Source organism: Mesorhizobium sp. ESP6-5, assembly GCF_020164695.1.
Classification (GTDB): Bacteria; Pseudomonadota; Alphaproteobacteria; order Rhizobiales; family Rhizobiaceae; genus Mesorhizobium; species Mesorhizobium australicum.
In genome coordinates this window covers 81,651-101,219 of record NZ_JAIUGR010000002.1, presented here as the reverse complement: position 1 = coordinate 101,219, position 19,569 = coordinate 81,651, and the positions used below count along the sequence as shown (strand labels likewise).

General features: G+C 64.1%; 23 protein-coding genes. 13 read left to right on the top strand and 10 right to left on the bottom strand.

Annotated features, from left to right (window positions below):
* The first annotated feature begins 53 nt into the window (after positions 1–53).
* The 3 genes from LB524_RS02945 to sbmA all read left to right on the top strand — a co-directional run bounded on the left by LB524_RS02945 (position 54) and on the right by sbmA (position 2,884).
* A complete protein-coding gene (locus LB524_RS02945) occupies positions 54–272 on the top strand; it encodes a hypothetical protein (protein WP_224523572.1) in 219 nt (72 codons plus the stop codon).
* Positions 273–350: 78 nt separating this feature from the next.
* Positions 351–1,511 carry a YbfB/YjiJ family MFS transporter gene (locus LB524_RS02940; protein WP_224523569.1) on the top strand — a complete coding sequence of 387 codons (1,161 nt, stop codon included), beginning with the start codon at positions 351–353 and terminating at the stop codon, positions 1,509–1,511.
* 113 nt (positions 1,512–1,624) lie between these two features.
* A complete protein-coding gene (gene sbmA, locus LB524_RS02935) occupies positions 1,625–2,884 on the top strand; it encodes a peptide antibiotic transporter SbmA (protein ID WP_015318863.1) in 1,260 nt (419 codons plus the stop codon).
* Positions 2,885–2,914: 30 nt separating this feature from the next.
* On the opposite strand, the gene LB524_RS02930 is transcribed toward sbmA, so the two are convergent.
* Positions 2,915–3,922, bottom strand: coding sequence for a polysaccharide deacetylase family protein (locus LB524_RS02930; RefSeq protein ID WP_140715066.1), 1,008 nt, complete (start codon positions 3,920–3,922; stop codon positions 2,915–2,917).
* Positions 3,923–4,182: 260 nt separating this feature from the next.
* On the opposite strand from LB524_RS02930, the gene LB524_RS02925 reads away from it, so the two are divergent.
* Positions 4,183–4,848: a tetratricopeptide repeat protein gene (locus LB524_RS02925; RefSeq protein WP_140715064.1), complete on the top strand. Its 666-nt coding sequence runs from the start codon at positions 4,183–4,185 to the stop codon at positions 4,846–4,848.
* Between the two features lie 61 nt (positions 4,849–4,909).
* Positions 4,910–6,340: a ribosome biogenesis GTPase Der gene (der, locus tag LB524_RS02920; protein WP_224523566.1), complete on the top strand. Its 1,431-nt coding sequence runs from the start codon at positions 4,910–4,912 to the stop codon at positions 6,338–6,340.
* Between the two features lie 36 nt (positions 6,341–6,376).
* Here der and LB524_RS02915 read toward each other — a convergent pair whose 3' ends face one another.
* Complete coding sequence (locus LB524_RS02915) at positions 6,377–7,297, bottom strand: LysR substrate-binding domain-containing protein (RefSeq protein ID WP_224523563.1); 921 nt, start codon at positions 7,295–7,297, stop codon at positions 6,377–6,379.
* A gap of 115 nt (positions 7,298–7,412) precedes the next feature.
* Here LB524_RS02915 and LB524_RS02910 point away from each other — a divergent pair, with 115 nt between their 5' ends.
* The 7 genes from LB524_RS02910 (at position 7,413) to LB524_RS02880 (ending at position 12,977) form a co-directional block, all read left to right on the top strand.
* A complete protein-coding gene (locus LB524_RS02910) occupies positions 7,413–8,693 on the top strand; it encodes an MFS transporter (RefSeq protein WP_224523562.1) in 1,281 nt (426 codons plus the stop codon).
* A 144-nt stretch (positions 8,694–8,837) separates the two neighbouring features.
* Positions 8,838–10,019, top strand: coding sequence for a cell wall hydrolase (locus LB524_RS02905; protein ID WP_224523559.1), 1,182 nt, complete (start codon positions 8,838–8,840; stop codon positions 10,017–10,019).
* A gap of 257 nt (positions 10,020–10,276) precedes the next feature.
* On the top strand, positions 10,277–10,678 hold the full coding sequence (locus LB524_RS02900) for an AtpZ/AtpI family protein (protein ID WP_224523556.1): 402 nt from the start codon (positions 10,277–10,279) through the stop codon (positions 10,676–10,678).
* Positions 10,679–10,763: 85 nt separating this feature from the next.
* Positions 10,764–11,522, top strand: a complete 759-nt coding sequence (locus tag LB524_RS02895; protein WP_015318856.1) for a F0F1 ATP synthase subunit A — start codon at positions 10,764–10,766, stop codon at positions 11,520–11,522.
* Between the two features lie 66 nt (positions 11,523–11,588).
* Positions 11,589–11,813, top strand: a complete 225-nt coding sequence (locus tag LB524_RS02890; RefSeq protein ID WP_013896722.1) for a F0F1 ATP synthase subunit C — start codon at positions 11,589–11,591, stop codon at positions 11,811–11,813.
* 62 nt (positions 11,814–11,875) lie between these two features.
* Positions 11,876–12,475, top strand: coding sequence for a F0F1 ATP synthase subunit B (locus LB524_RS02885; protein WP_140823349.1), 600 nt, complete (start codon positions 11,876–11,878; stop codon positions 12,473–12,475).
* A gap of 10 nt (positions 12,476–12,485) precedes the next feature.
* On the top strand, positions 12,486–12,977 hold the full coding sequence (locus tag LB524_RS02880; RefSeq protein WP_015318854.1) for a F0F1 ATP synthase subunit B: 492 nt from the start codon (positions 12,486–12,488) through the stop codon (positions 12,975–12,977).
* 128 nt (positions 12,978–13,105) lie between these two features.
* Here LB524_RS02880 and LB524_RS02875 read toward each other — a convergent pair whose 3' ends face one another.
* Together LB524_RS02875 and LB524_RS02870 are read right to left on the bottom strand one after the other, a co-directional pair.
* Complete coding sequence (locus tag LB524_RS02875) at positions 13,106–13,801, bottom strand: ribonuclease HII (RefSeq protein ID WP_140823348.1); 696 nt, start codon at positions 13,799–13,801, stop codon at positions 13,106–13,108.
* A gap of 152 nt (positions 13,802–13,953) precedes the next feature.
* Positions 13,954–15,108: a PA0069 family radical SAM protein gene (locus LB524_RS02870; protein WP_041163509.1), complete on the bottom strand. Its 1,155-nt coding sequence runs from the start codon at positions 15,106–15,108 to the stop codon at positions 13,954–13,956.
* A gap of 150 nt (positions 15,109–15,258) precedes the next feature.
* Between LB524_RS02870 and LB524_RS02865 the strand changes: the two genes are divergently transcribed.
* A complete protein-coding gene (locus LB524_RS02865; protein ID WP_140788093.1) occupies positions 15,259–15,786 on the top strand; it encodes a glycosyltransferase in 528 nt (175 codons plus the stop codon).
* 28 nt (positions 15,787–15,814) lie between these two features.
* Here LB524_RS02865 and moaB read toward each other — a convergent pair whose 3' ends face one another.
* From moaB to LB524_RS02835, 6 genes are all read right to left on the bottom strand, one after another.
* Positions 15,815–16,369, bottom strand: coding sequence for a molybdenum cofactor biosynthesis protein B (gene moaB / locus LB524_RS02860; protein WP_224523553.1), 555 nt, complete (start codon positions 16,367–16,369; stop codon positions 15,815–15,817).
* Complete coding sequence (locus LB524_RS02855; protein WP_224524012.1) at positions 16,356–17,279, bottom strand: 4-(cytidine 5'-diphospho)-2-C-methyl-D-erythritol kinase; 924 nt, start codon at positions 17,277–17,279, stop codon at positions 16,356–16,358. Before LB524_RS02855 ends, moaB begins: the two co-directional genes overlap by 14 nt.
* Before the next feature lie 5 nt (positions 17,280–17,284).
* Positions 17,285–17,470: a membrane protein gene (locus LB524_RS02850; protein ID WP_015318848.1), complete on the bottom strand. Its 186-nt coding sequence runs from the start codon at positions 17,468–17,470 to the stop codon at positions 17,285–17,287.
* 82 nt (positions 17,471–17,552) lie between these two features.
* Positions 17,553–18,416: a S49 family peptidase gene (locus LB524_RS02845; RefSeq protein ID WP_224524011.1), complete on the bottom strand. Its 864-nt coding sequence runs from the start codon at positions 18,414–18,416 to the stop codon at positions 17,553–17,555.
* Between the two features lie 77 nt (positions 18,417–18,493).
* Entirely contained in the window at positions 18,494–19,294 is an 801-nt protein-coding gene (locus tag LB524_RS02840; protein ID WP_015318846.1) for a tRNA1(Val) (adenine(37)-N6)-methyltransferase, read from the bottom strand.
* The gene (locus LB524_RS02835; RefSeq protein WP_015318845.1) at positions 19,294–19,518 is read right to left on the bottom strand and encodes a DUF2007 domain-containing protein; all 225 of its coding nucleotides are present in this window, start codon (positions 19,516–19,518) and stop codon (positions 19,294–19,296) included. The genes LB524_RS02840 and LB524_RS02835 overlap by 1 nt, the downstream gene beginning before the upstream one ends.
* Positions 19,519–19,569 lie beyond the last annotated feature (51 nt).

Genomic DNA, 19,569 nt, shown 5'->3' with positions numbered 1-19,569 from the left:
CGGATATCGAAACGGCAGACCTTATGGGTGGAAACAGGCCCATGGAGCCGGAAATGCTGAGCATGTTGCTGAAGGCCCTGGTCGCGGCCACTTCGCCGGATGACACGGACTGCGACTTCGATACGCTGAGTTGGCTGACCGATCCGCTTGCCCATCCCGCGCTGGATGTAATGTCGGAGCGCGAACTCGGTGATGTGCCGTTCCGGTTGACGGCGCGCCGGACCGCGTATGAGACCGTTTCACCGAGCGCCGGTTTCGGCGATCGCTGCTGAGCGCGCGATCGCGATCAGGGCACTGGCCCAACACGAGGCGGATTGTTTCACCCGCTCGCCCATCTATTGTGCACTGCAATGACTTCGCCCCAATCGACAGCGCTGCGTTACGCCTTCGCCGGCATGATCGCCATGGCCGTCGCCATGGGCATCGGCCGCTTCGTCTACACGCCGATCCTGCCTGGCATGATGGAGGAACTGCATCTGTCGCCGGCCAATGCCGGCTGGATCGCCTCGGCGAATTATCTAGGCTATCTCGTTGGCGCGTTGGCGGCGGCGGGCAGCTGGGCACATGGACGCGAGCGTTTGCTGATGCTGGGCGCCCTCGGTGCCAGCGCCGTGCTGGCCGCCTCGATGGGGCTGACCGACGCTATGGCCGCCTTCGTCGCCATTCGTTTTCTGGCCGGTCTGGCGAGCGCTTTCGTCATGGTGTTCATGGCCAGCATCGTTTTCAGCCATATCGCGGCCGCCGGGCGCGGCGACCTGCAGGCCTGGCATTTCGGCGGCGTCGGCCTCGGCATAGCGATATCGGCGGCGATGATGACGGTGCTGGTCACCGAGCATGCCGGCTGGGCGCAGGGCTGGCTGTGGTCGGGGGCGATTTCGGCTGGCGGCTTCGTCGCCGTGGCGCTGCTGGTGAACCAGGGTCCGCTCATCAATGGCGAGGTCCGCCGTGAACCGGCGCTGCCGAAAGATCGGTCGCTGATGAAGGTGATCGTCGCCTATGGCCTGTTCGGTTTTGGCTATGTGGTGACGGCGACCTTCCTCGTGGCCATCGTGCGCCAAGGCGGCGGCAGCCGCGTCTTCGAGGCCATGGTGTGGATGGTTGCCGGCCTTGCCGGTTTCCCTTCGGTCTGGCTGTGGCAGAAGATAGCGGCGCGGATCGGGCTTTATGCCGCCTATGCCTTGGGATGCTTCGTCGAAGTTGTCGGCGTTACCGCGAGCGTCGCCACCGGCGGGCGCATGGGGCCGCTGCTTGGTGGCGTGCTGCTCGGCGGCACGTTCATTGCCATCACGGCACTTGGCCTGCAGGCCGCCCGGCAGCAGGCCCCTGCGTCGCCCCGGCGCATCTTTGCCCTGATGACCGCCTCCTTCGGTCTTGGCCAGATCATCGGCCCGATCGCGGCCGGGCTTTTGGCGCAGGCATCGGGCGATTTCTTCCTCGCCTCGATCGTCGCCGCGGCCGTCCTGGTCGTCTCCGGCGCCATCACATGGTCGGCTGCGCCAAAATCGCCATGATTTGTGGTCTTGCTCTGCACCGGCATCGGGCAGGCATTTTCTTTCCTCCTAATGTGTGACCTTATGCCGGCTCAAACCTGCTGATTTGCGCATCGATCGAGGAATTCGCCACAGTGTTCGTATCCTTCTTCCCGCAGCCGAAGCTGTTCTTCTCTTCGGCCGCCATCTGGAGCCTTGCGGCGATCCTGTTCTGGTTTTTCGGCGGGGAGCAATTGGGGGCGGTTTTCGGCATGCCGCCTGCTGCTCCCGGAGCGCCACCCATCATCGGCATCGCCATTCTCGTATCGAAGCCATTCCTCTGGTTTTATATCTACTTCACGCTTTGCGTGGCCATCTTCTACGCGTTCTGGAGTTGGTATTCGCCGCACCCATGGCAGCGCTGGTCGATCCTGATGACGGCGGTCATCCTGTTCTTCATCTATTTCAACGTGCAGGTCAGCGTCGCCGTCAACGCGTGGTACGGCCCGTTCTTCGACTATGTACAGGGGCTGATGTCGGGGACCGGAAAGTCGACGAACGCCGAGTTCTACACCGGATTGGCCGACTTCTCATGGCTGGCCCTGGTCGGCATGAACGTGCAGGTGGTCAACGCCTTTATCGTCAGCCACTGGATCTTCCGCTGGCGCACAGCCATGAACAACTACTTTATCGAGAACTGGAGCAGGCTGCGCCATATCGAGGGCGCTTCGCAGCGCATCCAGGAAGATACGATGCGGTTCTCGCAGATCATGGAGGATCTCGGTTCCAGCTTTGTCCAGTCGATCATGACCCTGATCGCCTTCCTGCCGGTGATGATCCAGTTGCAGGCCCACATCAGCGAACTGCCGATCATCGGCGCGATCCCGCAGCCATTGGTGGTCGCGGCACTTGCCTGGTGTCTGTTCGGCACGATCTCGGTGATGATTGCCGGCATGAAGCTTCCCGGCCTGCAGTTCCGAAACCAGCGCGTCGAAGCCGCTTACCGCAAGGAGCTGGTCTATGGCGAGGATCATGCGGACAGGGCGCAACCCGCCACCACCGCCGAGCTGTTCGCCAATGTCCGGCACAATTATTTCCGGCTCTATTTCCACTACATCTATTTCAACGTCGTCCGGTACACCTACCTTCAGGCCGACAACATTTTCTCGCTGCTGATCCTGGGCCCGTCGCTGGTCGCGCACAAGATAACGTTCGGCGCGCTGAATCAGATATCGAACGCGTTCGGCAAGGTGACGGGTTCGCTGCAGTTCCTGCTTACCTCATGGTCGACCATCGTCGAGCTGCAATCGGTGCACAAACGCCTGCGCGCCTTCGAGGCGACGCTGCAAGGCGAGCCGTTGCCCGATATCGACCAGCGCTATCTGGCAAGGCAGGGGGCCGGGGATCCGGCTTGAGGATGCGCTGACGAAATGCCGGTCGGCGGCTCAGCCGCCGACGGAGGCCTGCTTCCGGCCGCCATCCTGCCGCGAGACGTAATCGCGAAAGCTGATGCACTCGACATCTGATTTGACGCAGACTTCGCCGGCAAAACGCTCCAGCGCATTCCAGTAGGCGCCGTCATTCATCAGCGTGAAGTGGAAGCCGAGTTCCAGCGGAACGCGCTTGCCCCGATATTGCGCGTCGAAGGCGGCGCGAAACGCCTGATAGGTCCGGTCCGCGAACTCCCCGGCGTTGCTCGGCCGCTCGAAGCCGCCGGAATGGCGGACGTACAGATTGTAGTCCATGGCGATCACCGGCCGTGATTTCGGCCCTTCGGGAATCTGCGGCAGGGAAAAGCGGGTGACGCCGCCAACGGTCGGCGGCAGGGCAGGACCCATTGAAACGCCGCTGGCGTCGAACCGATAGCCGGCTGCCGGGAGTGCCTCGTAAAGCGCTTTGCCAGTCGACAGATACGGCGCCCGGAAACCCGCCACCGCATGCCGCGCGAATTCCCGCCAGCCCTCGGGTTCGGGCGCAATGCCGTTGATGGCATAGGCGTTCTCGAAAATGTGCTCGAAAGAGGCGAACTCTTTCAGCCAGTCGGCCTTGCTCCAGTCCTTGCCGTCGAAATGGCCGCAGGCGTGGCTGGCAATGTCGTGACCCTCATGGGCGGCGAGGCCGATCTGTTCCAGCCGCTCGGCCACGTCCTGCCTGGAGGCGGCAAAGCCGATGTTGGATTTGCCCGCCGTCTTGCCAGGCGCGGTGTATTGGCCGCGTGTCTCGGGCGACAGCAGGAAGACGCAGGACAGGAAATAGGTGAAATGCGCGCCGGTGCGCTGGGCCAGCGCCCGGCTGCGCTTCCACTGCGAGATGTCGCGCGCGCTGTCGAAGGAGATGATCACGATCTGCTTCGGCCTTGCCGGTGCTGGTGGCGCGGGCGGATCGGCCAGGGCCACGCCGGCGGTGGCGAGTGAGGCAAGCGAGAACAAAACAACGCGGGACAAACAAGGCATCGGCAAATTCACACGCTCCGGGTGGTCGGCAAGCCGGCTATCGCGCAAATGTGGCGCCGGTGCGATTGGGTTTTCGTGGGTTTGCCCCCGGGAACAAACATTGGTTTGCCCGGGGGACAAACAGTTGTTTGCCCGGGGACAAACATTTGTTTGCCCCAGGAATAGCCGATTTTCCGGCCGAACCCCTTCCATGCCGACAAAATTTCGCTAAAACGCGGGCTCATGAACCGCCCCGGCCCGGGGCAGGAATGGTTTGATTGATGTCCGACGACAGTTTTATTCGCGAAGTCAATGATGAGATGCGTCGCGAGCAGGCGCAGAAGCTGTGGGACCGTTTTGGCCCGGCCTTGCTTGTCATTGCGGTGCTTGTGGTGCTCGGCACCGCGGCCTTCGTCGGCTATCGCTATTGGGACGAGACGCGCGCCAATCGCTCCGGCGATGCCTTCTCGCAGGCGCTGAAGCTCGCCAACGACGGTAAGAACGATGACGCGCTGGCCGCGCTCGATCAGCTGGAAAAGGATGGCTACGGCGCCTATCCGCTGCTCGCTCGCATGCGTGCCGCGACGGTCAAGGCCAACAAGGGCGACGTCGATGCCGCCGTCAAGGACTTCGACGATGTCGCCGCCGACACCGCCATTCCCCAGGGCCTGCGCGACATGGCGCGGCTGAGGGCGGCGTTCCTGCTCGTCGATCATGGCTCCTTCGCCGACGTGTCGAGCCGCGTCGAGGCGCTGACGTCGGACACCAACACGCTGCGCCACAGCGCGCGCGAGGCGCTTGGCCTTGCCGCCTGGAAGGAAGGCAAGACCCAGGATGCGCTGAAGCTGTTCGATCAGATCGCCGCCGATGATGGCGCCCCGCGCAACACGCGCGAGCGGGCGACCTTGATGTCCGAGCTGATCCGCGGGTCGGGCAGTGCATCGTGACCCCTTGCCCAAGGCGCGCAGCGGTTTGGCACCACGACATGCGTGGAAGATGTAGGGTCGGATGACATTCAAAGTCGCCATCATCGGCAGACCTAACGTCGGCAAGTCGACGCTTTTCAATCGGCTGGTGGGAAGAAAGCTGGCGCTCGTCGACGACACGCCGGGCGTGACCCGTGACCGCCGCGTCCACGCCGCCAAGCTTTACGATCTGCATTTCGATGTCATCGATACCGCGGGCTTCGAGGACGCCGGCGCTTCGACCTTGCCAGGCCGCATGCGCGCGCAGACCGAAATCGCCATCCGCGAGGCGGATCTGATCTTTTTCACCATCGACGCCAAGTCCGGCCTGCTGCCGGATGACAGGACCTTTGCCGAGATCGTGCGAAAATCCGGCAAGCCGGTCGTGCTGGTCGCCAACAAGGCCGAGGCGAAGGGCGCCCAGGGCGGCATGCTGGAGGCCTGGGAACTTGGCCTTGGCGAACCGATCCCGGTTTCTGCCGAGCACGGCCAGGGCATGCCCGACCTGCGCGACGCCGTGATCGAAGCGCTCGGCGAGGGGCGCGCCTTCGGTGAAGACGAGGATACAGACGACGAAGAGGCCGCCGCCAGCGAGGTGCTGATCGGCGAGGACATCGCCGATCCGGACGCCGAGCCATCCTATGACGATACCAAGCCGATGCGCATCGCCGTCGTCGGCCGGCCGAACGCCGGCAAATCGACCTTGATCAACGCGCTGATCGGCGAGGAGCGGCTGCTGACCGGACCGGAAGCCGGCATCACCCGCGATTCCATTTCGGTCGACTGGGACTGGCGCGGCCGCCGCATCAAACTGTTCGACACCGCCGGCATGCGCCGCAAGGCCAGGATCCACGAAAAGCTGGAAGTGATGTCGGTGCAGGATGGCCTGCGCGCCATCCGTTTCGCCGAGATCGTCATCATCGTACTCGACGCCACCATTCCCTTCGAGAAGCAGGACCTGCAGATCGCCGATCTGATCATCCGCGAGGGCCGGGCACCGGTGATTGCCTTCAACAAATGGGACCTGATCGACAACCCGCAGGAACTGTTGGCCGAACTGCGCGAGAAGACCGAGCGGCTGTTGCCGCAGGCGCGCGGCATCCAGGCCGTGCCGGTCTCGGCCGAGACCGGACGCGGCCTGGACAAGCTGATGGATGCGGTGTTGAAGACGCACAAGGTCTGGAACAGCCGTGTTTCGACCGGCAAGCTCAACCGCTGGCTTGAAGCCATCCTGACGCATCACCCGCCGCCTGCCGTCGCCGGGCGCCGGCTGAAGGTCAAATACGTCACCCAGGCCAAGACCCGGCCGCCGGGCTTCGTGGTCCAGTGTTCGCGGCCGGACGCGATGCCGCAAAGCTATGTCCGTTATCTCTCCAACAGCCTGCGCGAAGCCTTCGACATGCCGGGCGTACCGATCCGCATCGCGCTGCGCACTTCGGACAATCCGTTCGCCGGCCGTGCGAAGAAGCGTTGACGATAGGGTGGCAACCGCCTCCGCCGAGAGCTGCGGCTAAGCGACTTTCAGCAGGTTTTCTTTGATCTCGGCACCCTCGGGCAACGCTTCGAACGCCGATTGCAGCAGGATGCCGGCCAGCCGCGCCGCGATCGGATCGAGCTCGGCATCCTTCTGATGCAAATGCAGCGCCATTTTCGGCAGCGGCGGCAGCCCGAGCATTCCGGGCGCGAGCGCCCGGACATTCGCGGGCAGGCCGATATCGGTGCGGATCGTCAGCCCGAGGCCCGCCGCCACCGCAGCCCATATGCCGCCAAGGCTGGGGCTGGAGAACGCCATCCGCCAGGGCCGCCCGGCACGATCCAGCGTCTCGGTCGCCACGGTGCGCAGCAGGCAAGGCGCCTCGAACACGACCAGCTGCAGCGCCTCGCCATCGTGGGGGCCCGCCTCCATCGGTTTCGACGGGCCGATCCAGCGCGCCTGCACGTCGGCGACATGCCGGCTATACGGCAGCGTCGTACCATCATGCCAGGCGAGCGCAATGTCGAGGTTGCCGGAGAGGACACGCTCGGCCAATTCGTGGCTACGTCCAATCCGTGCTTCGATCCGAACCTTAGGGTGGGCGCGAGCGAAGCGACCGAGCACTTCCGGCAACACGGCCTCGCCGAAATCCTCCTGCAGGCCGAGCCGCACCCAGCCCTCCAGTTCGATGTCGCGGATTGCCAGGGCGGCCTCGTCATTGAGCTCGATCAGGCGCCGCGCATAGCCGAGCATCGTCTCGCCGGCTTCGGTCAGTGACAGGCCGCGCCCCGCTTTGCGGAAGATCGGCGTATCGGCCTGCTCTTCCAGTTTCTTCAGCTGCGCGCTGACGGCGGAGGTCGAGCGGCCAAGCCGCTCAGCTGCCCTCGCAAAACTTCCCAGGTCCATGCCGGTGACGAAAGTCCTCAGCACGTCGAGATCGAAGGTGACGCGGCGCATAGATCATCCCTATTTTCAGGATTATTGATCAAAATATTCCTGATTTTATGGATGAAGCTATGGCGCTATATGCCTCCCGTCAAGGCCGCTCGGCCGGCGTCACGGGAATGGAATCATGTCTGCCACCGTCATTCGCAACGATTGCCAGCTATCCGGGCGAGGCATCGCCGCGGCCGGCCGGACCTTCGGCCCCAACCACCGCTGGAAGGTTCTTGGCATCGGGGTTGCCGCGAATGCCGGTTTCTCGGCCACTTTCTCCGGCATACCGGCAACGGCGGTCGTGCTTCGCCAGGGCTATCATTTGAGCAATGCCGAGCTTGGCCTGGCCCTCGGTCTTCTTGGACTGGGGGTTGCGCTCAGTGAGCTGCCATGGGGCCTGCTCACCGACCGCTGGGGGGATCGCCGCGTGCTTCTGATCGGCCTCGGTGCAACGGCGGCCTGGCTGCTTGCGATGGCGATGCTCGTCGTGCCGACAAGCTCAAGCATTCCCGATGTCACGTTGCTGGCGGCAAGCCTGCTCGTCACGGGATTGCTCGGCGGCAGTGTCAATGGCTCGAGCGGCCGCGCAATCATGGCCTGGTTCCGGCAGAATGAGCGTGGTTTTGCCATGAGCATCCGGCAGACGGCGGTGCCGCTTGGTGGCGGCCTTGGCGCGCTCGTCCTGCCTTCGCTTGCCCTGGCTTTCGGTTTCGCCGCGGTGTTCGGGCTTCTGGCGGCGGCATCCGCTCTCGCCGCCCTGTTCGCCTGGCGTTGGCTGCACGAACCGCCGATGGCGGGCGACGCCGTCTCATCTGATGTGGCCGGACCGGCACCGTTGCGCAACATCGAGGTCTGGCGCATCTCGACCGCCATCGGCCTGCTCTGCTTTCCGCAGGTGGCGGTCCTCACTTTCGCATCGGTGTTCCTGCACGACTTTGCCGGGCTTGGCACGACGGCGATCAGCGCCAGCCTCGCCGCTGTACAGGTCGGCGCCATGGTCATGCGCGTCTGGAGCGGCCGCTTTACCGACCGCCACGGCAACCGCCGTCAATTTCTTCGCTTGTGCAGTGCGCTGAGCGCGCTGGCCTTCGTGGTGCTCTGGTTGCTGGTTCTGGCCGCTCCCGCAACGCCTTCCAGCCAATCCTTCCTGATCGCTGTCCTGCCCCTGGTGCTTGTCATTGCCGGCATCTCGGTCTCCGCCTGGCACGGCGTTGCCTATACCGAGCTTGCCACGCTTGCCGGTGCAGGCCATGTCGGAACCGCACTCAGCCTTGCCAACAGCTTTGTCTTCGTCGGCTTCTTCCTGGTTCCGGTGGCCATTCCAGGGCTGCTGCACCTCTGGTCATGGCCCGGCGTGTGGCTGTCGGCAGCCGCCTGCGCCCTGGTCGCCTGGCCGATCTTCCTGCGGCGGACCTGAGCCTGCCGCCGCAAAATCGCCCGACTTCGAAACCACGACCTCTAGCCGATCGAGAAAACCTGACCGACCTCGTTAACGTCCCATCAAGGTTAATGCATCATTTTGCTCTCCAGTGGGGTCAGTTGCGTTCCTGGAGAGAGTTCCGTGCATCGACGTGTGTTGAAGCGGCTGATGGCCGCCGCCGGTGAGAAACGCAGCCTTGTGTCTCCGCTCATCATCGGTCTCGGTATCTGGATCGGCTTTCCGACCGTCGCTGCCTACCAGGACATGACCAGCCTCGTTTCCGGCCTTGAATCGCCGACCACGCGCTGGAATTCCTATGTCGAGAAATCCGTCGCCGGTTCGGTCCACGCCGCCGAGATGCCGTTCGTCGATTCCGACGTCACCAGCTCGATCTCGGGTTCCGGTGTTCGCCTTCCCGGTGTCGGCGCCGTCTCGTTTCGCGGCAAGGGCGGCAAGGTCAGCGGGTCGCCCGACGAGGATCGCGTCGTGCGCGCCGACAAGAAGGGCCGCATCGTCCAGGTCTCTCCCGTGGCGCCACCGAAGAACTTCAATGCCGGCTCGATCTTCCAGCGGACCTCCTCGCTGATGCGGCCGAGCATGGACGGCGATCTGAAAATGGCCTTCGCCAAGCCGCGGATCAAAGGCAAGGAAATCCAGATCGCCGCGGCATTCCATGCGCGTGAGGACAAGAAGCCGGATCCCGGCGTGCCGGCCATGCTTGCCGCCCTGGTCAACAACGACCATCCCGATGTGCTGGCGACCGCCTATGCGCAATCCGCGCCGGACTATGCCAAGGCCTCGCCCTTTGAAGCCCTGCTTCAGGATGAAGAGCCCAACAGCGGCCGCTTCATTCCGCCGATGGCCAAGGGCGACCATTCATGGATCCAGAATCCGCTTCCGGCCAGCGTCTTCTCCAAGCCGGAGCAGAAGTGCCTGGCCAACGGCATTTATTTCGAGGCCCGCGGCGAAGCCGTGCGCGGTCAGGCCGCCGTCGCCCAGGTGATCCTCAACCGGGTCCGCAACCCCGCCTATCCCAATTCGATCTGCGGCGTCGTCTACCAGAACGACAGCTGGTTCAACCGCTGCCAGTTCTCCTTCGCCTGCGACGGCAGAAAGAAGCGCATCGACAATCCGGTCGCCTACAAGACCGCTCAGGACGTCGGCATGGCCGTCACCGCTGGCAAGATCTTCATTCCGGAAGTGGGATCGTCGACCCACTACTATGCCAATTACGTCCATCCCGGCTGGGCCCGCACGATGCAGAAGATGACCAAGATCGGCCTGCATATCTTCTACCGGACCTATGGTGGTGGCTGGAGCTGAACGGTCCGCCGCCCGCCCGTCTTTTCGCACGGTCGCACGGTCGATCGGAGAGACATTGTCGGGGGGATTCGCGCGGCGCATCCCGCCGATCGCAAAGGGCACGATGTCGCACCTTTGTAACCGTTTGATCTTACTAGCTAAAATACACAGCGCGGAACTTCCCTCCGTGGCTTGACGGGCGCAAACCCTCTAACTATGTTGCCGGCGACTTTAGAAGCGGACGGACGGTGACGGTCTGCCCGGGCAGGGGGGTTGCGATGGCCGAGAAAAACAGGCCAGACGGAACCGGAGAAACCGGCCGCGGCAAGCAGCATGACCCCGAAATCCGCGACGACGATCTTGAGCGACGTCGGCGTGAACTTGGAGCATCGCTTGCGACAAGGCTGCCGAACCGGCTTGAGGGGAAAGACGACGCGAAACCAGTGACCGGATACGGTCAGGCGATCAAACTATCCAGCGAGTTTATCGCCGGGGTGGTGGGAGGCGCCGGCATCGGCTGGATCATCGACCGTATGGCGGGGACATCGCCGTGGGGTCTGATCGTTTTCCTGCTGCTTGGCTTTGGCGCCGGCGTGCTCAATGTCATGCGTTCAGCTGGCGTTGTGGCGGAATTCGGACAAGGTGCGAAGCCGCGCCGCGACCTGGACGACAGCAAATGACCGCCCTTCAGGCGGCATTTGGAAATAGCCGCCTTCCATGCGGCAATGGTAATTTAGCCGTACGCGGCATTGACGGGGTTTGAACGTGGCAGCTGACAAGGTCGATCCGATCCACCAGTTCCATATCATCAAGCTGGTTCCGATCGAGATCGGCGGCTATGATCTGTCCTTCACCAATTCCGCGCTGTTCATGGTCGCGACCGTGGTCATTGCCGCGGCCTTCCTGTTTCTGACGACGTCGAGCCGCAGCCTGGTTCCCGGCCGGCTGCAGTCGGTCTCCGAAATGGCCTATGAGTTCGTCGGCAACATGCTGCGCGATGCCGCCGGCACGCAGGGCATGAAATTCTTCCCCTTCGTGTTCTCGCTGTTCATGTTCGTGCTGGTCGCCAATCTGCTCGGCCTGTTCCCGTATTTCTTCACCATCACCAGCCACATCATCGTCACCTTCGGTTTGGCCATCATGGTGATTGGCACCGTGATCGTCTATGGATTCATGAAGCATGGCCTTGGCTTCCTGAAGCTGTTCGTGCCGAAGGGCGTGCCCCTCCTGATGATGGTGCTTGTCGTTCCGATCGAGGTGATTTCCTTCGTGTCGCGCCCGGTCAGCCTCTCGGTTCGTCTGTTCGCAAACATGCTCGCCGGCCACATCACGCTGAAGGTTTTTTCGGGATTTGTGGTCAGCCTCAGTGCGCTGGGTGCGCTCGGCATTGCGGGATCGATCCTGCCGTTGGCCATGGCGGTGGCGTTGACGGCGCTCGAATTGCTGGTGGCGCTGTTGCAGGCCTATGTCTTTGCGGTGCTGACCTGCATGTATCTCAACGACGCCCTCCATCCCTCGCACTAATCAGGTTTCCGGCACGACGCCGGATGGAATAGCAACGAAATTTTCAGATCCAAAGGAGTTGAACAAATGGACGCAGAAGCAGCAAAGTACATCGGCGCCGGCATCGCTTGCCTGGGCATGGGTGGCGCGGGCATTGGCCTGGGCAACATCTTCGGCAGCTACCTCTCGGGCGCGCTGCGCAATCCGTCGGCCGCCGACGGCCAGTTCGGCCGCCTGATTTTCGGCTTCGCCGTGACCGAAGCTCTGGGCATCTTCTCGCTTCTCATTGCGCTGCTGGCCCTGTTCGGCTGAGTACTGAGAAGATTGGACAGGCCGGCCGCGCAAGCGGCGGGCCTGATATCTGGGGATAGTCCATGTTCGTGACATCTGCCTTCGCGCAAGAGTCCGCGCCATCAGCCGACACCAGCCACGCTGCGACCGGAGGCGACACGCATTCCGGCACCAGCGTGCCTGCCGAAGCGCACGGCACGTTTCCGCCATTCAATCCGGAGACGTTTCCGTCGCAGCTTCTGTGGCTGGCGATCACGTTCGGGCTGTTCTACCTGTTCCTGAAGCGGGTCGTGATGCCGCGCGTCGGCGGCATCATCGATGTCCGCAACGACCGCATCAGCCAGGATCTCGACCAGGCGGCCAAGTTGAAGGGCGAGGCCGACGCCGCCGTTGCCGCTTACGAACAGGAACTGGCGGAAGCCAAGAAGAACGCGAACTCGATCGGCCAGCAGGCCAGCGATGCGGCGAAGGCGGAAGCCGACGCCGCGCGCAAGAAGATCGAGGCCGCGCTCGATGAGAAGCTTGGCGAGGCCGAGGCACGCATTTCTTCCATCAAGGCCAACGCCATGAAGGAAGTCGGCAGCATCGCCGAGGATACCGCTTCGGCGATCGTCGAGGCACTCGTTGGCGGCAAGGCCAGCAAGGCCGAGATCGCGGCCGCGGTCAAATCCGTGGCCCGGTGAGGAGCGCATCATGGACGCTACATCTCTCGCAACGCTCTGGGCCACCATTGCCCTGATCATCTTCCTGGCCATCGCCATCTACATCAAGGTGCCCGGCATGATCGCCAAGGCGCTGGACGCCCGCGCCGCCAGGATCAGCAGTGAACTCGACGAGGCCCGCAAGCTGCGCGACGAAGCCCAGCAACTGCTCGGCCAATACAAGAAGAAGCGCAAGGAAGCCGAGCAGGAGGCCGCCGACATTGTAGCGGCCGCCAAGCGTGAGGCCGAACTGCTGGCTGCCGACGCCCACAAGAAGACCGAGGACTACGTTGCCAGGCGCACCGCGCTTGCCGAGCAGAAGATCGGCCAAGCCGAGCGTGACGCGGTTGCCGAAGTGCGGGCCAGTGCCGTCGATATAGCCGTCGAGGCGGCACGCGCATTGCTCGCCGCCAAGGTTGACGCTAAGGCCGGAGCCGACCTGTTCAGGTCCGCGCTGCAGGATGTGAAGGCCAAGCTGAACTGAGCGTTCTTCAGTCGCTGACACGAAGCCGCTCGGGCAACCTGGCGGCTTTTTTGTTTGGGAGAAAGCGGCGCGTCAAAGCGGCCAATCTCCGCCCTCGTGGGGAAGATGGAATTGCCACTGCCGTCGCCCTACTCCAGCCCGGCCAAGCTCTCTTCCTCAACCACTTCAGTCCCGCCCAGCCGGAACGGCGCAAACGAAGTGCGATGCAGCCGAGCCACTGGCCCATGCGCCTCGATCGCCGTGCGGTGCCGGACCGTGGCGTAGCCCATATGGACTTCGAAGCCGTAGCGGTCGTGATGGTTGCCGCAGCCGCGCATCATGCGGTCGCGCATGACCTTGGCGACGATCGAGGCGGCGGCGATCGATTGGGAGCGCTGGTCGCCCTTGATCAGCGCACGCCCCTCGCAGGGCAATCCCGGCGGCACGTCGCGCCCATCCGCGAGCGCGAGCTTAGCCTGCACCGGCAGCCCGACCAGTGCGCGGCGCATCGCTTCGAGGCTCGCCTTGAGGATGTTGCTGCCATCGATGCCCTCGGCGCTGATCGACGCCATCGAGACGCCGAGAGCGGAGCCGATGATGTGCAGGAACAGCGCTTCGCGCTGCAGGTGGCTAAGCCGCTTGGAATCGTCGAGACCCTCGGGAATATTGGCGGGGTCGAGCACCACTGCCGCCGCGACCACGGGACCCGCGAGCGGGCCGCGGCCGGCTTCGTCCATCCCCGCGACCGGCCACAAACCATCGGCCATCGCCTTCGTCTCGAAGGAGAAATCGGGTTTCTCGACGATTTCGAAGAGAGGCGGAGAATCAGAACGCGCGCGAGCCATGTTGCGGCGAGGTTCGCATCGGCTCCGATTCTCCGCAAGTCCCTCCGGGTCGGGTGGGGCGCCGGACCGGGAGGGCACCGTCTGCAGGCCGGGGCAGGCCGGACGGGATTTCTTTGCCACGGCGGCAATGAACAGCCGAGGCGATTTTCGGTTCAGAGCAGCATCAACTGCTCCTGGTCCTTGCCGGCAGCGACGAACTGGTCGGTCCGCAGCGTACGCCGCTCGGCATTGAGGCCGAGCCGCTTGGCGGTGATTTCGAAGCGCCGGCCGATCTGCCAGGCATAGGGTCCGGCGCCCTTCATGCGCTTGCCCCATTCCGAATCGTAGTCCTTGCCGTCGCGCATCGAACGGACCAGCGACATGACGTGGCGGTAGCGGTCGGGATAGTGGCGCAGCAGCCAATCCTTGAAGATCGGGCTGACCTCCAGCGGCAGGCGCAGCACCACGTAGCCAGCCTCGCGCGCCCCGGCATGGTGCGCCGAGTCGAGGATGCGTTCCATCTCCTGGTCGGTCAGGCCCGGAATGATCGGCGCCACCATCACCGAAGCGGGGATACCGGCATCCGAAAGCTGCCTGATCGCCTCCAGCCGCTTGGTCGGCGTCGATGCCCGAGGTTCCATCGTCCTGGCCAGCATGCGGTCAAGCGTCGTCACCGACAGCGCCACCTTGGCCAAGCCCCGCTCCGCCATGCGCGACAGAATGTCGATGTCGCGCACGACCAGGGCTGACTTGGTGACGATGCCGACCGGGTGGCCGCGCGCCTCCAGCACTTCGAGGATTTCGCGCATGATCCGGTACTGCTTCTCGATCGGCTGGTAGGGATCGGTGTTGGTGCCGATGGCGATGGTGCGCGGCTGGTAGCCATCCTTTGACAATTCCTTGTCGAGCAGGCGTGCCGCGTCGGGCTTGGCGAACAGCTTGGATTCGAAGTCCAGGCCCGGCGACAGGCCCATGAACGAGTGTGTCGGCCGCGCGAAGCAATAGACGCAACCGTGCTCGCAGCCGCGATAGGGATTGATCGACCGGTCGAAGGAGATGTCGGGCGATTCGTTGCGGGTGATGATGGTGCGCGGCTTTTCCACCTGCACCTCGGTCTTGAAGGGAGGAAGTTCCTCCAGCGAACTCCAGCCATCGTCGAAGACATGCCGGCTGACAGGTTCGAACCGACCGGACGGATTGATGCCTGCCGACCGGCCGCGGTTGCGGTCCGGACGGACCCGCATGCCGCTCTGCTCGATCATCGCGTTGGCCATTTCGGCTCGCCCTGCTCCGAAGGCAGCAATATCGGCGCGCATGATCGGTTCCATCTTCGCCCGCTCCCAGGGACTGTCCATGTTGTGTCGAATCGCTCTGCTCATGAAATTATTCCTATTTTATCGAGGAGAACAAATCAAGAACTTTCTATGGTGCGCTGCAAAAACTGGCGCCGACCAACGCTTTCCGCTATTCGGCTAACCATGCTCAGTGTTCTGATCGAAACGCACAATGACGAGGAGGGGCTCGCCCGTACGCTGGCGACGCTGATTGGCGGCGCGGTCGAGGGCGTGGTGCGCGAGGTTGTCGTCTGCGACACGGGCTCCAGCGACCAGACGCATCGCGTCGCCGAGCATGCCGGCTGCCACTATGTGGGGAGCGGCGGCATCGCCGCCGGCATCCGCCAGGCCAAGGGTGACTGGCTGCTGTTTCTCGAACCGGGTGCGAGGCTGGTGGAGGGCTGGATCGACGCCGTCGTCGCCCATACGGCCAGGCAGACAATAGCGGCCCGGTTCTCGCGGGCGCGGGGCAGCCGTCCACCGTTCCTGGCCCGGGTCTTTTCGGCAAACCGCGCGCTCGCCGACGGACTGGTGATCAGCAAGCGACAGGCGGCATCTCTGTCCAAGAACGCCGGCACCGCCGAGGCCTTAGCGCGCGGGCTGGCGACCAGGCGGCTCGACGCCGAAATCTGGCCAGCGCAGCCGAAGCAGCAGCACCGCTCTCGGGGGTGATTTTTGCAACGGCTCTGCGTGGCGTTGCTTACGAAGCCGATTTGCCGCGCCGCAGATGCTCGTCCAGGCGCGGCATGATCTCGACGAAGTTACAGGGCATGTGCCGGTAATCGAGTTGTGGCTCGAGGATGCCGTCCCAGGCGTCCTTGCAGGCGCCTGGCGAGCCCGGCAGCACGAAGACGAAAGTGGCGTTGACGACACCGCCGGTCGCCCGGCTCTGGATCGTCGAGGTGCCGATCTTGTCATAGGAAATGCGGTGGAACACTTCCGAAAATCCGTCCATGCGCTTTTCGAAGATCGGCTCCAGCGCCTCGGGCGTCACATCGCGTCCGGTAAAACCGGTACCGCCAGTGGTGATCACGACGTCGATGGCCTTGTCCCGCGACCACGCCAGAACGGCGTCGCGGATCCTTTCGCGGTCGTCGGTGACGATATCGCGGGCGGCCAGGATGTGGCCGGCCTTGGTAATGCGATCGGCCAATGTCTGGCCGGATTTGTCGTCGGCCAAGCTGCGTGTGTCGGAAACAGTCAGCACCGCGATCCGCACCGGAATGAAGGCTCGGCTCTCGTCAATTCTGGCCATCTCGCCCAGCCTCCGACGCCATGCTGCGCGTTGCCGCGACGAACCAGTCGGGCTGGCGGCTGCGGATCTCGGCCGCCGCGCGCTTGGCGACATTGCCGGTCTCGAACAGGCCGAAGCACGTCGCGCCCGACCCGGACATTCGTGAAAAGCCCGATCCGGCCTTATCAAGCCATGAAAGCGCCCTGCCGATGGCGGGCTGTATCGCAAGGGCTGGCTGCTCGAGATCGTTGCGGGTGATTTCCAGCCAGTTGCGCAGGCTGTGAAAATCGATGCTGCGCGGCAGCGGCGGCAGCGGCTCATTATCGCGACGGGAGAGTGCGGCGAAGATTTCCGTCGTCGAGACCGGCACGCCCGGGTTGACCAGCACGAGACCCAGTGCTGAAAAATCCGGCACCATCGACAGTTCCTCACCGATGCCGCGCGCGACCAGCGGCTTTGCCGCCAGGCACATCGGCACATCGGCGCCAAGCGAAAGACCGATCCGCGCCAGTTCGGCGCTATCGAGCTCCAGCCCCCAGCTCTCGGTCAGCCCGCGCAGCACGGCCGCCGCGTCGCTCGACCCTCCGCCCACGCCGGATGCGACCGGAAGGTTCTTTTCGAGCCTGATACTTACCGGCGGCGTGCTCCGAACGCCGGCGGCCTGCCGCAAGGCGTCGCGGCCCTTCAGCACAAGATTGCCGCCATCGAGCGGTACGTCCGCCGCATAGCGGCCGGACACGCTGAACTCATCGGCGTCGGCCGGCGCGATCTCGATCCTGTCGCCAAAGCGCGTGAACACAGCCAGGCTTTCGATGAGATGATAGCCGTCGGCGCGCCTGCCGGTGACGTGCAAAGCTAGGTTTATCTTGGCGGGTGCGGCCCATGTCCGGACACGCTGACCGGATTCCGCAGTCTCGATTGCGAGTGAAATGAGGGTCAGTCCTTGGCCAGCCGGTATTCGCCGGTCTGCGGATCCTTGACCAGCGTTCCCATCGCGCCGTTGGCCGCCTGTTTTTCGGTGCGCCGCACCTTGGCCGTCACGCGTTCAGCCTCGCGCACGAAGGTGCGGTAACCGAAATAGGCGGCGACGCCGACGACGGCGAAAAAAATGAGCTGCGGCATGTCAAACTCCTACCACGCTGGGCCGGTAAGACCGGCCGGTCGGGTCTTTCGGGCAACCATGCTAGACGCTTTCATGGCTTTTTCAAAGCCCGAAGCGCGCCCACGATGCGCGCTCTTCCGCCGCATTGATGACGCCGCTGGCGGCAGCCGCCGCGATATCGGGCGCCGAAAAGCCCTTGCTCGAGCCGAACAGGCCAAAGCGGCCGAACAAACCGCGCGGCGCCGCCACCAGCCTGAGCTGGGTCTTCGGCCCGAAGCGGGTCTTCAGCACCGTGCGCATGTCGCCCAGCGCATCGACGAGGCCGAGCTCCAGGCCTCGCTTGCCGGTCCAGAACAGCCCGGTGAACAGGTCCGGATCGTCCGCCAGCTTCGTACCGCGGCGCTCCTTGACCAGATCGATGAAGGTCTCGTGCACTTCGAGCTGCAGCACCTTGAGCCGCTCGACGTCTTCCTTCTTCTCGGGCTTGAACGGATCGAGCACCGCCTTGTTCTGGCCGGCGGTGTGGACACGGCGCTCGACGCCGATCTTCTTCATCAGTTCCGGGAAACCGAACGAGGCCGACACCACGCCGATCGAGCCGACGATGGAGGAGGGATCGGCGAAGATCTCGTCGCCGGCGACCGCGATCATGTAGCCGCCGGACGCCGCGACATCCTCGACGAAGATCAGGACCTTTTTATTCTTCTCGACCGCAAGGTCGCGGATGCGCTTGAAGATCAGCCGTGACTGCACCGGCGAGCCGCCCGGCGAATTGATCGAGATCGCGACCGCCGGCGCCTCGAAGGAAAACGCCTTTTCGATCAGTCCGGCGGTGGAAGCAAGCGACAGGCTCGGCCGGAACTGGCCTCCGCCGGCCATGATGGTGCCGTGCAGTCGGATGACCGGAACGGTGACGACGGAGGAGCGCCAGGACTTCGGCAGCAGGCGGTTGAAAAGACGTTTCACGATGGCGTGGTCTCCGGCGATGGTTGCAGGCATGTAGGGATTTCCCGGCCAACGGCAATGTGTAGGCCGCCAACAGCTCAGTCTCCGAACAGCGAGGCGAGCCCGTTGGTGATCATTTCGCTGCGCTCGTCGGGGCCGTTGCCCGATCGCGCGTGAAGCATCAGGGGCGGACGGATGGCGAGCTTTCCTCGTGCCCCAAGTGCTGCCCGCACGATAATGCGGATTGCGGCCGCGTCCGGGCGAGGGTGCACGGCGAGCATCTCGGCTTCGCCGAAGCGGCCTGAAATCGCGTCGAGAATGGCGCCGAGCTGTTCGGGCCGGGCGATGACGGCAAGCCCGCCGCGCGGCCTGACAACCGCCGCCGCACTGCGGATCCAGCTTTCGAACAGTCCGTCCTCCATGACATGCGCTTCCTTTCTTAGCGGCTCGGGAGTGGCGCGGTCCCGTGCGGCGTTGAAAGGCGGGTTCATGATGACGAAGTCGAAATCATTGTCGGCAAGGCCGGTGGCGGCCCGGGCGCGGCCCGACACGGTGACATCGGCGACGAGCACGGCAGCGCGATCGCTGAGGTGCGCGTTGCCCGGATGGGCAAGCGTGGCTGCCGCGAAGGCCGCCATCTCAGGCGCGCGTTCGACCAGCACAGCCTGGGCACCCGGACAGCGCGACAGCACCGCAAGACCGGCAGCACCGGCGCCGGCCCCGAAATCGGCGAGCCGTCCGCCAAACGAGGACGGTACGGATGCGGCCAGCATCATTGCATCCATCCCGGCGCGATGGCCGCCATGCTTGGGCTGCACGAGCCAGAACCGGCCGCGGTGGAACGCGTCGACCGTGTGGGCCGGCGTATCCGGGACAAGGGCGGCTGGCGCGGCCGACATTATTTCCCCCGGATCTCGTTGGCGATGCCGGCATCGGTCAGGATGCGGCGCGCGGCGTCGGCCTGGTCGGCATCGACCATGACGCGTCGCGGCAGGATACCAAGCGAGCCGTCGAGCACGCTCATGTTCTGGTCGGCGACGAAGCAGCCGATCCCGGCATCGCGCATCAGCGATTCGACAAAGGAGATGATGACGGCGTCGTTGGTGCGGATGAGCTCTATCATCGCAAGAAACTCGCAGGTTGCGGCGTGCATGTAAACGTGCGGCCGCATTCC